Below are 12514 nucleotides of genomic sequence, written 5' to 3' on the forward strand. Positions count from 1 at the left end.
GCTCCTGGTGCGGTGCTCGGGGCTGACTGCGGGGGGGGGAGGGGCAAGGACGGGGGCTGGGGGCGTCGCCCGGGGGGGCGGGCGGCCGTCCCGGAGGGCAGGGGGACGCTCCAGGGATCAGGACGTCTGCTGCCCCGCGCCGGGCTCCACCGCCGTACGGGCGTCCACCGACGTACGACCATCCGCCGTCTCATGGGCATCCCCTGCCGCACGGACATCCCCCGCCGTACGACCATCCAGCACCGGCCGAACGTCCAAGTTCTCCCGCAGCCGACGCAGCACCGAGAGGGCGACGTGCAGGTCCTCGGACGGGATGTCCCCGGCCAGGTGCTCCAGCCAGCGCTGTTCCAGGGGGCGGAGATCGTCCAGGGCCTGCCGGCCGCCCGGGGTGAGTTCGACCAGCGGGCTGCGCTGGTCCTGCGGGTTGGGGCGGGTCGTCACGACGCCTTCGGCCCGTAGGCGGTCGACGGTCTGCTGGACCGCCTGCCGCCGCAGTCCTCGCTCCCGGGCCAGGCGGGCCACCGTCGACGGCCCGTCCAGCAGCAGTCCCGCCACCTGCCAGCGCGCCGAGGTCAGCCCCGCGTGGGCGGAGAGCCAGTCCCCTTCGCGCAGCAGGCGGCCGTTGACCGCGAAGACCTCGGCGGTCACCTCGACCAGGGCGTCGATGTCCGCGTCCGGGGGTGAGGAATCCATGGCCACAGCGTAGATCCCCGGTCCCACGGACCGTTCCGCGCCTCCGGGAACGGCCTGCCGGAGGGCGTCCCTCCGGAGAGGACGACAAGAACTTGTCGAAATCCGCTCCGGTGATTACGCTCGGCGTCCGGCCGGGGCGCCGACCGCGGGCAGACAGCGAGCAGCAGGCCGCGAACAGCAGGCCGTGTGCAGAAGGCAGAGGGCACGCTGCGCGGACGGCGCCGAGACCCCCGGCCTGGAGAGTGAGGCACCGTGTCATCCGCGCATCCGGGCACCGCCGACGAGGCCGCCCAGACAGGCGGGACGTTCACCCACCGGCAGATCCTGACGGCCATGTCGGGACTGCTGCTGGCCGTCTTCCTCGCGGCCCTGGACCAGACGGTCGTCGCCACCGCGATGCGCACCGTCGCGGACGATCTCCACGGCCAGACGGAACAGGCGTGGGCGACGACCGCGTACCTCATCGCCTCCGTGCTGGCGATGCCCTTCTACGGCAAGCTCTCCGACATCCACGGGCGCAAGCCGATGTACCTCATCGCGATCGCCGTGTTCGTCGCCGGATCGGTCCTGTGCGGTACGGCCGGGTCGATGACCGAACTCGCCCTCTACCGGGCGGTCCAGGGGCTGGGCGGCGGCGGGCTGATGTCCCTGCCCACCGCGGTGGTCGCCGATCTCGCGCCGGTACGGGAGCGGGGGCGCTACTTCGCCTTCCTGCAGATGGCCTGGGTGGCGGCCAGTGTCGTCGGGCCGCTGGCGGGCGGGACCTTCGCGGAGGCCGGTGAGGTGTTCGGCGTGGACGGCTGGCGGTGGGTGTTCCTGCTGAACGTGCCGCTGGGGCTGCTGGCCCTGGTCACCGTACGCCGGGCCCTCGACCTGCCGCACGAGCGGCGCGAACACCGGATGGACGTACTGGGGGCCGCGGCGCTGGCCCTGTTCCTGGTGCCGCTGCTGATCGTGGCCGAACAAGGCCGCTCCTGGGGCTGGACCGCGCCGGTCTCCCTCGTCCTCTTCGCGCTGGGCGCGGCCGGACTGGCGCTGTTCATCCCCGTCGAGCTGCGGCGCGGCGACGAGGCCGTACTGCCGCTGCGGCTGTTCCGGCGGGGCGGCATCGCCCTGTGCTCGGCGGTCAACTTCACGATCGGCGTCGGCATCTTCGGTACGGTCACCACCCTGCCGCTCTTCCTCCAACTGGTGCAGGGGCGGACGCCGACCGAGGCGGGGCTGGTGGTCATCCCGTTCATGGTGGGCACCATCGCCTCCCAGGTGGTGTCCGGCAAACTGATCGCGGACTCGGGCCGGTTCAAGAAGCTCGCCGTCGTGGGCCTGGGTTCCATGGCCGGAGCGCTGCTGACGCTCGCCGCGGCCGGCCCCGCGACCCCGATGTGGGGTATCACGCTGACCGTCGGCTGGCTGGGCATCGGCATCGGACTGTCCCAGACCGTCATCACCCTGGCCATGCAGAACGCGGCGCCCAAGAGCCAGCTCGGGGTGGCGAACGGCGCGTCCGGCCTGTGCCGGCAGATCGGCGGCTCCACCGGCATCGCGGTCCTGTTCTCCGTCCTGTTCTCGGTGGCGCTCGGCCGCCTGGCCGACCTGCTGCACTCCGGCCGCTTCAAGGCCCTCCTCACGGACCCGTCGGTCACCGGGGACCCCGCCAACCACCGCTTTCTGGCCATGGTCGATCCGGGGCGCGGTACGGGCATCGACCTGGACGACACGTCCCTGCTCCAGGGCATCGACAGCAGGCTGGCGCAGTCGGTCACCGAGTCCTTCGCCCACGGCTTCCACGTCGTGTTCCTCGCGGCCGGAGCCGTGCTGCTGGCCGGTTTCGTCCTCACCTGGTTCCTGCGCGAACTCGACGACGGCACCCGGACACCGGAGCGCGCGCTGCGAGCAGTCAAGTAGGCCCTACGGGGGCACGGGCTCTCCTCGCGGCCTTGCGCCCTCGCGGCCCGTCACCCGAACGGCCGAGTGGACAAGCCCGTGGCGTGCCGGGGAGGGACGATGGGCACGCGGGAGGGGACCGTCCTTGTCCGGCTGCCCCGGGAGCCCATCGTGACCTGTTTCGACCGACGTGACCTCGGCCTGCTGATCCTGCGCGTGGGTACTGGCGGCGTGCTGGCCGCGCACGGCGCGCAGAAGCTCTTCGGCTGGTTCGGCGGTGGCGGCCTTGAGGGCACCGGCCAGTTCATGGAGTCCGTCGGCTACGCGCCGGGCAAGGCCAACGCCACGATCGCCGGACTCACCGAGGCCGGCGGCGGCATACTGCTGGCGCTAGGACTGGCTACCCCCGCCGCCGGCGCCGCCGCGGCAGGCGCGATGGCGGGCGCCGCCGCCGTGCACACCCCGAACGGCTTCTTCGCGCAGAGCGGCGGCTACGAGCACCCGGCCTTCCTCGGGCTGACGGCCACTGGACTGAGCATCACCGGCCCTGGCCGGATCTCCCTCGACCACGCCCTCGGCCACTCCGTCAACCGCGGCTGGATGGTCCCGGCGGCCCTCGCGGTGACCGGAGCGGCCACGGCACTGGTCGTGGGCGCACGCAACAAGCGGGCCGCCCGGCAGGTGGCGGGGGACGGGCAGGAGTGACGGGCGTACGACAAGAAGGCGGCCCTGCACTGTCCGTGTGTGGACCTTCGGCGACCCGAAGTAGGGCCGTGCGCCGCTGCCCACGGAGCGGCGGCGCCCGCACGTGTCAGCTTCCGTACTGCTTCGTGTCGGGGTGCTCGATGAGCAGGACGTGCGCGGTCTCCTCCGCCACGGGGCGGTGCCGTGTCCCCCGGGGGACGACGAACAGTTCGCCCGCCTTCAGCTCCACCGGGTCCCGGCCCTCCAGCTCGATCCGGAAGGTGCCGTCCCAGCACAGGAACAGTTCGTCCTCGTCGTGGTGGTGCCAGGGGAAGGCGCCTTCGAACCGTGCGAGACGGACGGCGGTGGTGTCGTTCACCCCCGCCAGGGTGTGCTGCTGGTAGGGGCCGGGGAGGGCGGCGATGGCGTCGGTGACCGATACCGGTGCGGGGGCGTGGTGCTGGACTTCGTGGTGTGTGGTCATGACGTGATCTTTGCTGCCGGTGCGGTGGGTTCCCAGATCCAATGACCCATAATTGGTCCGGCTCTTGGACCAATCACGGTCCCGCCCGCTGCAGGGACGCAAGCATCGCCCCGCCTCGGCGGCGCGAACACCGGCCCGCCACGACGACGGAAGAGAAGAACCCCGCCATGCCCACGGACCCAGCCGCACTGGCCGACCGCCTGGGCCGCTGGTCGGCCGGCCGTGGTCCGCTGTACCTCCTGCTCGCCGCCCGCCTGCGGCACCTCGTGGACGAGGGCGAGCTGCCGACCGGTACGGCGCTGCCGCCCGACCGGACGCTGGCGTCCGCGCTCGCCGTAGGGCGCGGCACGGTCGTCGCCGCGTACGAAGAGCTGCGCCGAGAAGGCCGGATCACCCGGCGCCAGGGGAGCGGCACCCGGGTCGCGGGGCCGGCGCGTACCGCACCGCAGGAGAGCACCAGGGCTCCGGTCTTCCTCCACCTCCTGGAGCCCCGCGACGACGACACGATCCTGCTGGCGTGCGCCGCCCCCACCGCGCCACCGCCGGTCCTGCTGGCCGCGTACGAACGGGCCCTGTCCCGGCTGGCCACGGTCGAGGACGACATCGGGTACCACCCGTCGGGCCACCCGCTGCTGCGCCGCGCCGTCGCCCGGCACTACGGGCGGCGCGGGGTGCCGACCGAGCCCGAGAACATCCTGATCACCAACGGCGGGCAGCAAGCCCTCTCGCTGCTGGCCCGCGCCTTCCTCCAGCCCGGCGGCACAGCACTGATCGAGGCGCCCACCTACCCGGGCGCCTTGGAGGCGTTCCGCGAACACGCCGTGCGCCTGCGGACGCTTCCCGTCGGCCTGGACGGCTTCGAAGCGGTGGTACGCGGCCCGTCGCGCCGCCCGGACCTCGCCTATCTCGTGTCCACTCACCACAACCCGACCGGAGCGGTGCTGTCACAACTGGCGCGCCGGCGCCTCGCGGTGGCCGCCGCCGACGCGGATGTCCCGCTCATCGACGACGAAGTCCTGGCCGACCTCGCCTTCCCCGGACACCGGACGCCCTCGCCGCTCGCCGCCTTCGGTACGTCGGTCATCTCCGTGGGCTCGCTCAGCAAGAGCGTCTGGGGCGGGCTGCGCGTCGGCTGGGTCCGGGCGGCCCGGCCCGTCGTCGACCGCCTCGCCCGGCTGCGCGCGGTGCACGACCTGGGCGGAAACCTTCCCGCCCAACTGGCCGCCGCCGAGCTGCTCCCGGGGATCGAAGACCACTGCCAGGAAACGGCCGCCGACCGCCGGGCCCGTCACGACCAGCTACGGGCGCAACTGGCGCGACACCTGCCGGACTGGGATGTCCCGCCCGTGACCGGCGGAACCACCCTGTGGGTGCGTCTGCCGCACGGCGACGGGGACTCCTTCGTGCAGACGGCCTTCCGCCATGGCGTCGTCGTGCTGCCCGGCCGGGGACTGGACGCCTCGGGAGGCAGCGGGGAATTCCTCCGTATCCATTTCCTCGCCGGCGCCGACAGGCTGACCGAGGCGGTACGCCGGCTGGCGGCCGCCTGGCGTGATCACCATGCCGGCCGCGGTGCGGGCGCCCCGGCGCCCCGGTCACCGGCCGTCCGACGTCAAGCCCGTATGTCTGGTTCCGGTACGCGGGTGAGGTGGAAGTAGAAGTCCTCCGGGTCGCCCTTCTTGTCCATCACGCACAGCAGGACGTCGTCGGTGAGACGGCGGAAGTGGTCGATGACCGGCAGTTGGTCGTAGACCATCGCCGTGGACTGCTTGCCGCGGTGGACGACCTCGCGCAGCGAGGCCAGGCCCGATTCCGTGTACGAGTAGACCGCCCCGTCCTCGTCGCGGCAGAGCAGCGGCTCCACGTGGTCGGCGTCGACGAACCGTTTGCCGTACCACCGCATCTTCGTGAGCAGCTCGGCGTTCTCGCCGGTGTGCTCGAAGGCGCCGCCTCGCCACGTCCCGATCAGGAAAGCGGTGTCGACGGGGGCCAGCCGGTCGAAGAGGGCCGCGAGTTCCGCGGTGTCGTACGTGGCTCCGGACGCGACGGCGTCCAGGACTTCCTGCTCGGTACCCATGGGCGGGGCCTCCTTCGGCCGGGGCGGGACGGATGGGGCGGGCACGGTACTGCCCGGCAGGGGAGGGGCGGCGGTCCGGCCGGGCCGTACGGGGTCGAAGCGGTGGTACATCCGGGCGTGCCAGATCACCACCCGCTGCAGCGCCACCGCGGAACCGTACCCGGCGGCGGTGAGCGGAGCCAGGGTCCGCAGGCAGCTTTCCAGCCCCGCGTCGGCGCGTTCGTACGCCTCCCGCTCGGTCAGGCCGAGGGTCAGGGCGTCGGGCTTGCCCTCGGCCTGCTCCCGGTGGTGGCCGCGCAGGTCGTTGAGCAGACGGATCGCGGTCGCGGCGTCGTGCAGCGCGGTGCGCAGTACGGGCAGGCGGTCGGCCAGGCCGGGCTCGTCCAGGAGCGCCCACAGGGCGGTGACCTGCTGTTCGACGCCGATGCTCCAGGCGCCGTGCCGCAGATAGTCGGCCAGCGGGGGCGCCGTGCCGCCGGTGGCGGCCGTCCGGGAAGTCTCGTGTTCGTACCGCATGCCGGTCAGCGTCTGATGCATGCTTTCGCGCCATACGGCGAATAGTTCGGGCCGTCCGTCTCCGTCCACGTCCCGGATGATCTCGGCCAGAGCGCGCGCCACGGGATCGTCGCTGCCGCCGTCGTGCCCGTCGAGAATCCGGTGCCAGTCCTCGACGCGGGCCGTGGGCCAGTCCGCGCCCGGCGAGCCGGGCGCTTCGGGCGCGTCCAGGACGTTGTCGATGGCCATCAGCCAGACCGTGAGCCGGGACAGCCGCAGACAGGTGTCCGGCGGGAGCCACGGGGTGAAGAACGCCGTCTGCAGACACATGAGGGGGACCAGCGCGGTGTCCACGGGTAAACCGAGCTTTTCGAGCCAGTTTTCGAGCCTGGGCATGTTTTGCAGGGCGGCGGAGCATGTGTCCGCCATGGAGACGATCTCCGAGGGAAGGTGGCCGGCCGGCGGTGAGGTGTGCACGCCGTCAGGCTACGTCCCGGGAATCCGGGCGCGGTCCGCCGCCCCGTACCCCGGTGTGCCCGGAAGCCGCCGCGCGCGGCCGGGCCGCCCGGTCGTCCCCCGGCCGCCCGGCAGTACGCGGGACGGCGCGTAAGCCCGAAGTACCGGCGGGACCAGCAGAAATCGAGGCAAGATGTCAGCAGGACGCGCGTTACCGCAGCTCTCGGCCGCCCGCTTGTCACCCACGCTCGCGCCACGGGTGAATCGTTCCCTCACCCTCGCCACCCGGCACGCCCTCACCACCCAACGGGCAAACGGCTCCTGGCTCGCCGTCCCCGACCCCCGGATCACCGAGACCGCGCTGTGCACGCTGGCCCTGGCGTGTTCACCGCAACCCGGCGCAGGCCACGCCGCCGCCCGGGGCCGGGCCTGGCTCGCCGCCGGAGCCGCCCCGCAGGACCACCACCCGGTGGCCCGGGCTGTGGAAAGCGCGCTGCTGTCCCTGGCCTTGGGCGCCGACGGCTCCATCGACGTGAGCCACCCCGCCTTCGAGGACCCCGCGCTGTCGGCCCGGGCCCGGCTCCTCCAGGCCCTCGCCCTGCACACGGGCCGGACGGTCCGCGGCGGCGCCGGGCCTGACGTGCTGCGCACGCAACTGGCCGCCGCGGTGGCCGCCCCGGGACGGCTCAAGCGCTGGTCGCGCGTGGAACTCTGGTCGGCGCACGCCCTCGTGGCGGCCCACTTCGGCGACCGTAAGGCCGCCCTGCTGGCCGCCCGTACGATCGCCGACCAGCAGTCCCCGGCGGGCGACTTCTTCGCCAACCCGGTCACCACGGCTCTCGCGGCGCTCGCCCTCCAGGCCGCCGCGCCGGGCACCGCCGCCGCCCGCCGCTGCACGGAATACCTGCTCACCAGCCAGCACGCCGATGGCACCTGGCGCTTCACCACCAGCGACGTCTGGGACACCGCGCTGGCCGTACGGGCCTTCCGGGGGCAGCCGGACTTCGACCGCCACGCGCTGCCCGCCGCCGTCGCCTACCTGGTCGCGGCGCAGAACCCGGACGGCGGCTGGCCGTTCCGCCTGGGCGTCGAGTCCGACAACGACACCACCGGGGCCGCCCTGATCGCCCTGGACGGCGGGAGCCACGCTCCTGGCGGGGTGATCCGGGCCGGGGTGCGGCACCTGGCCCGGCAGCAGCGGGACGACGGGCTCTGGCGCACCTGGCAGTCCGCCGGAGATCCGCCGGTGGACGACGTGATCGCCCATGTGGTCACCGCGCTGGCCCGCCACTCCGGCCGCCACCGCGTGGACCTGGCCCCGGCGCGCGCCTGGCTCACCGGACGCCTCGACGGCCAGGGACGCTGGTACGCCGGCTGGTACCGGGGCCTGGCGTACGCCGCGGCCGAAGTCCTCCCCGCCCTCGACGCCCCCGCACCGCCGGACGGCCATGCCGCCGCCCGCGTGCTGGCCGAAACCCGTAACCCGGACGGCGGCTGGCCGGTCGAGGCAGGCGGCCCGAGCACCCCTGCCGCCACCGGCCTGGCGCTGGCAGCTCTGGAGCGCGGCGGACTCCGCGACGAAGACCTCTGGGCGCCGGGGCTGACGTATCTTGTGGAGACCCAGCGCGATGACGGCACCTGGCCGGGCGTACCGCTCATGTACGGCCCGCGGCCGCTCCTCACCCACTTCCCCACGCACACCCACGCGTTCACCGTGGAGGGCCTCTTCGCCGGTCAGCGCAGGCTCCGCGCCGCCGCGCGAGGCGGCTGCCTCCAGCCGCACGGGGAGGAGCTGTCCTACGGCCGGGCGGAAGGGGGACCGGCGTGAACAGCGGTGCACGGTCGGCCGCACGCCCCGGGCACGCCCCCGCCGATGCTCCCGCCGAGGCGCCCGTCGCCCCCGGCCGCGTACCACTGGCCGGGCACGCCCCGCGCTTCCGGCGGGACGCCCTGCGCTTCGTCCGCGAGCAGCGGCACCACGGACCGGTGACGAAGGTCTACATCGGCCCGCGGCCGGTCCACGTCGTCAACTCCGGCGAACTGGTACGGGAACTCCTGACCGCCCAGGCCCGTTCCTTCGACAAGGGCGCGATGTTCGACGCCCTCCGCGTCCCACTGGGCGACGGGCTGATCACCGCTGCCGGGGACCGCCACCTCCGCCACCGCCGCACGATGCAGCCCGCCTTCCACCACGACCGGATCGCCGGTTACGCCCGCATCATGTCCGAACGCTCCCTGGCATGCTCCGCCGCCTGGGAACCCGGCACCACCCGCGACCTGGTGCCGGACATCCACCGCCTCACCCTCGACATCCTGCTCCGCACCCTCTTCGCGGACCCCCAGGACCCCGAGCTGCGCACCGCCGTCAAGGACTGGCTGACCGTCAAGTACCACTCAATGCGCCTCGCCCTGTCGCCCCTGCACGCCTGGGCGGAACGCCTCCCGCTGCTGCCGGGCTGGCGGCCGCCGGACGACGGCCCGCTGCGCAGGCTGGTGGCCGTTCAGCAGCGGATCGTCGACGGCTACCGCGCCGACGGCCGGGACCGCGGCGACCTGCTCTCGATGCTCCTGCCGGCGGGCGGCCCGGACGGCGCCCTGACCGACACCGAGGTGACCGACGAGCTGATCACCCTCTTCCTGGCCGGCACCGGCACCGTCAGCGCGTCGCTGGCCTGGGCGCTGTACGAGATCTCCCGCCGCCCCGACGTCCAACGGCGCCTGCACGACGAGTTCGACACCGTCCTCGAAGCGGGACGCCCGCCCCGCTTCGAGGACGTACCCGCGCTGGTCTTCACCCGGCAGGTGCTGGCCGAGACCCTGCGGCTGCACCCGCCGTCGTGGCTGCTGATGCGCCGTGCCGTACGGCCGGTCACGCTCGGCGGCGTACGGCTCGCCCCGGGCGCCGAGGTGTTCTTCAGCCCGTACGCCCTGCACCACGACCCGCACCTGTACGAGGACCCCGAGCAGTTCCGCCCCGACCGCTGGCCGCCGGACGCCGCCGCGAAGCCGCCTCGGCACACCTACCTGCCGTTCGGCGCGGGCAGCCGGCTGTGCATCGGCGAGGACTTCGCCTGGACGGAACTGACGCTGGCGGTGGCCGCGTTCACCGCCCACCGCCGCCTGGAGCCGGTCGCCGCCGCGCCCGTACGGCCCCTGGTCGGCACCGTCCTGCGCCCGGACCGGCTGCCGCTCACGGCGCACCCCCGCACTCCCTGACCCCTTCCGCCTCTCCCTAGGAGCCGCACATGTCCACGCACCTCCCCCCGTCCGGCGACGGAACCCGGCCCGGTCGGCTGCGGGACCGGGTCGCCCTGGTGACCGGTGCCGCCTCCGGAATAGGCGCGGTGTGCGCGGAGCGGCTGGCGGCGGAGGGCGCCGTGGTGGTGGCCGCCGACCTCGACGAGGACGGTGCCGCCCGGGTGGCCGGGCAGATCACCGAGGCCGGGGGCACCGCCCTGGCCCGCCGGGTGGACGTCACCGACCTGGACAGCGTCACCAGCGTCGTCAAGGAGGCCGCCACCATGGGCGACGGCCTGCGGATCGCGGTCAACAACGCCGGGATCAGCGGCCCCCTCACCCCGCTGGCGGAGCTGTCACCCGCCGACTTCGACGCCGTGACGAAGGTGAACCTCTACGGCGTCTACCACGCGATGCGCTGCCAGCTCCCCGTGATGGCCGCGACGGGCGGCGTCATCGTCAACCTCTCCTCCATAGCCGCCCACTCGGCCTTCCGCGGCCACGCCGCCTACGCGGCGGCCAAGCAGGGCGTCCTCGCCCTGACCCGGACCGCGGCCCGCGAGTACGCGAGCCACGGCATCCGGGTCCTGTCCGTGTCACCGGGCGTCGTCGGCACCCCGATGGTCACCTCGCTGCCGCCCGGCAGCACCGACAACCTCATCGCCTCCGTCCCGTTGCAGCGCACCGCGCAACCGGCCGAAGTCGCCGCCCTCATCGCGTTCCTGGTGTCCGACGACGCCTCGTACATGACCGGCAGCGACCATGTGGTGGACGGCGGGTACCTGGCCAAGTAGCGCGAAAACCGCTGGCGGTGCCGATCTCGTGGAACTTACCCTGCGTCGGCGGTCGCTGCTCTCAACTCAGGTCGGCGGCCCCCGGCTTCGGCCCGCGAAGCCGGCCTCCCACAGAAAGGCCCGGCAAACGTCCGTGGACCCAGCCGACTTCTACACCGGCCTCGTCGCCGAGTCCTTCGCCCCGTTGCGGTCCTTCTCCCCGGACCCCGAGGTCTATGCGGCCTTCCTCCGCGAAGTGGGCGGCCCGGCCCTGGAACTGGGCTGCGGGGACGGTGACCCGCTGCTCGCCCTGCGTCGCAGCGGCCTGGATGTCGAGGGCGTCGACTCCTCCGCCGACATGCTGGAACGCTGCCGCCGCCGGGCCGACGAGGCGGGCGTCACCGTCACCGTCCACCACCAGCGGATGGAAGCGCTCAGCCTGTCACGCCGGTTCCAGGCGGTCTTCCTGGCCGGGCCCACCTTCAACCTGCTGCCGGACGACAGCGTCGCCGCGGCCGCTCTCCACCGCGTCCGCCGCCACCTGGCCGACGGCGGCACCGCGCTGATCCCGCTGCACGTCCCGGGCCCGACCCCCGCCGACCGGATCGGGCAGGTCCGCACCGCTCCCGCCGACGACGGCGCCGAGCTGCGGTTCTCCGTGGTGTCGGAACAGCGCGACGAGGCCGCGCGCACCAGGACCACCGTGCTGCGCTACGAACGCCACGGACCCGGCGGGCCCACCGTGGTCGAGCGTCCGTGGCTGCTGCACTGGTACACCCGCTCCGGCTTCGAGAAGCTCGCCGCCGAGGCCGGGCTGCGTACGGTGTCGGTGACGGACGGGGACGGCAGCGCCGTGGAGGGGGACGCCCCGGACATGGTCTTCCGCCTGCGGGCCGACTGAGCTCCGCGGACCGACTGACCTCTGCGGACCGGCCGTTACCTCCGAGGCGGCCGGCACCTCCGCCCGGAGGCGGTCCGCGCCGGAACCGTCACGACGAGCCGTTGTCGAGGCGGAGGCGGTGCGCGATGACGTCGCGGGCCACGTCGAGGAGAGCGCGGTCCTGGGAGTACGCGTGGGCCCGCAGCCGCAGGAGGGCCTGGTCGAGGGCGACCCGGAGCTGGACGGCGAGGACGCCGGTGGCCTGGTGGACCTCGGCACGGTGCAGGGCCAGCCCGGCGCCGTGCTCACCGGTGAGCAGCCGCGCGGGGGAGGTGTACAGCAGCAGGTTCAGCGCGGCCCGCGCGAACCGGTCGGTCGCCGCTATCTGCTGGGCGCTCGGGGCACCGGGCCGGACGCGGTAGGCGGTCAGGACACCGACGGACACGACACCCAGGAGCAGCGGGACGGCCACCACCGTACGGACGTCGGTACGGGCGGCGGCGGGCAGGAACTGGGGCCAGCGGTCGACGGGCGTGTTCCGCAGGTCGGGTTCGACGACGGTACGGCCGGTGTGGAGCGCCTCCAGGGTGGGCCCTTCACCGAGGACGTACTGCAGGTCGTCCATGGCCGGGCCGAGCCGGTCGGCGGCATCGTCGGCCCACAGGAGTTCCAGGTGGCCACGGGGAGTGGCGAGGCACAGGGTCAGGGCGTCGTGGCCGAGCAGTCGCGCGGCGGTTCCCGGGCTCACGCCGTTAAGGCCCTGGCCGGTGCGCGCGGCATGGCGCAGCCGGTCGAGGAGCATCTCCCACTCGGCGTGTGGCATGGTCTACCTTTCGTGGCGGGCGCGGCCG

Annotated in this window: 11 protein-coding genes; 7 read left to right on the forward strand and 4 right to left on the reverse strand. The window is 73.7% G+C overall.

Annotated elements, in window-relative coordinates:
- Positions 1-117 precede the first annotated feature (117 nt).
- Positions 118-693 (reverse strand): MarR family winged helix-turn-helix transcriptional regulator, encoded by a 576-nt coding sequence (locus EJG53_RS39040; RefSeq protein WP_125048849.1) that lies wholly within the window; start codon positions 691-693, stop codon positions 118-120.
- A gap of 252 nt (positions 694-945) precedes the next feature.
- Here EJG53_RS39040 and otr(B) point away from each other — a divergent pair, with 252 nt between their 5' ends.
- On the forward strand, positions 946-2598 hold the full coding sequence (gene otr(B), locus EJG53_RS39045; RefSeq protein WP_125048850.1) for an oxytetracycline resistance efflux MFS transporter OtrB: 1653 nt from the start codon (positions 946-948) through the stop codon (positions 2596-2598).
- Positions 2599-2748: 150 nt separating this feature from the next.
- Positions 2749-3282: a DoxX family protein gene (locus tag EJG53_RS39050; RefSeq protein ID WP_125048851.1), complete on the forward strand. Its 534-nt coding sequence runs from the start codon at positions 2749-2751 to the stop codon at positions 3280-3282.
- A 106-nt stretch (positions 3283-3388) separates the two neighbouring features.
- Here the strand turns inward: EJG53_RS39050 and EJG53_RS39055 are convergent, their stop codons facing one another.
- On the reverse strand, positions 3389-3745 hold the full coding sequence (locus EJG53_RS39055) for a cupin domain-containing protein (RefSeq protein WP_125048852.1): 357 nt from the start codon (positions 3743-3745) through the stop codon (positions 3389-3391).
- Positions 3746-3912: 167 nt separating this feature from the next.
- Here EJG53_RS39055 and EJG53_RS39060 point away from each other — a divergent pair, with 167 nt between their 5' ends.
- On the forward strand, positions 3913-5403 hold the full coding sequence (locus EJG53_RS39060) for an aminotransferase-like domain-containing protein (protein WP_125048853.1): 1491 nt from the start codon (positions 3913-3915) through the stop codon (positions 5401-5403).
- Here the strand turns inward: EJG53_RS39060 and EJG53_RS39065 are convergent.
- Positions 5358-6794 (reverse strand): DUF4334 domain-containing protein, encoded by a 1437-nt coding sequence (locus EJG53_RS39065; protein ID WP_244955527.1) that lies wholly within the window; start codon positions 6792-6794, stop codon positions 5358-5360. The genes EJG53_RS39060 and EJG53_RS39065 overlap by 46 nt on opposite strands.
- Positions 6795-7032: 238 nt before the next feature.
- On the opposite strand from EJG53_RS39065, the gene EJG53_RS39070 reads away from it, so the two are divergent.
- From EJG53_RS39070 to EJG53_RS39085, 4 genes are all read left to right on the forward strand, one after another.
- Positions 7033-8601, forward strand: coding sequence for a prenyltransferase/squalene oxidase repeat-containing protein (locus EJG53_RS39070; protein ID WP_167515243.1), 1569 nt, complete (start codon positions 7033-7035; stop codon positions 8599-8601).
- Positions 8598-9989: a cytochrome P450 gene (locus tag EJG53_RS39075; RefSeq protein ID WP_125048855.1), complete on the forward strand. Its 1392-nt coding sequence runs from the start codon at positions 8598-8600 to the stop codon at positions 9987-9989. The genes EJG53_RS39070 and EJG53_RS39075 overlap by 4 nt, the downstream gene beginning before the upstream one ends.
- Before the next feature lie 29 nt (positions 9990-10018).
- Positions 10019-10804 carry an SDR family NAD(P)-dependent oxidoreductase gene (locus tag EJG53_RS39080; protein WP_244955528.1) on the forward strand — a complete coding sequence of 262 codons (786 nt, stop codon included), beginning with the start codon at positions 10019-10021 and terminating at the stop codon, positions 10802-10804.
- A gap of 133 nt (positions 10805-10937) precedes the next feature.
- Complete coding sequence (locus EJG53_RS39085) at positions 10938-11684, forward strand: class I SAM-dependent methyltransferase (RefSeq protein WP_125048856.1); 747 nt, start codon at positions 10938-10940, stop codon at positions 11682-11684.
- 88 nt (positions 11685-11772) lie between these two features.
- Here EJG53_RS39085 and EJG53_RS39090 read toward each other — a convergent pair whose 3' ends face one another.
- On the reverse strand, positions 11773-12486 hold the full coding sequence (locus EJG53_RS39090) for a GAF and ANTAR domain-containing protein (protein WP_244955529.1): 714 nt from the start codon (positions 12484-12486) through the stop codon (positions 11773-11775).
- Positions 12487-12514: the final 28 nt, after the last annotated feature.

It is taken from the genome of Streptomyces chrestomyceticus JCM 4735 (genome assembly GCF_003865135.1).
In the GTDB taxonomy this organism is placed as follows: Bacteria; Actinomycetota; Actinomycetes; order Streptomycetales; family Streptomycetaceae; genus Streptomyces; species Streptomyces chrestomyceticus.

Bases quoted from the DNA above. Each gene is read 5' to 3' on its own strand.
- EJG53_RS39040 (WP_125048849.1), bottom strand. From the start codon at position 693: ATGGATTCCTCACCCCCGGACGCGGACATCGACGCCCTGGTCGAGGTG.
- EJG53_RS39055 (WP_125048852.1), bottom strand. From the start codon at position 3,745: ATGACCACACACCACGAAGTCCAGCACCACGCCCCCGCACCGGTATCG.
- EJG53_RS39060 (WP_125048853.1), top strand. From the start codon at position 3,913: ATGCCCACGGACCCAGCCGCACTGGCCGACCGCCTGGGCCGCTGGTCG.
- EJG53_RS39080 (WP_244955528.1), top strand. From the start codon at position 10,019: ATGTCCACGCACCTCCCCCCGTCCGGCGACGGAACCCGGCCCGGTCGG.
- EJG53_RS39090 (WP_244955529.1), bottom strand. From the start codon at position 12,486: ATGCCACACGCCGAGTGGGAGATGCTCCTCGACCGGCTGCGCCATGCC.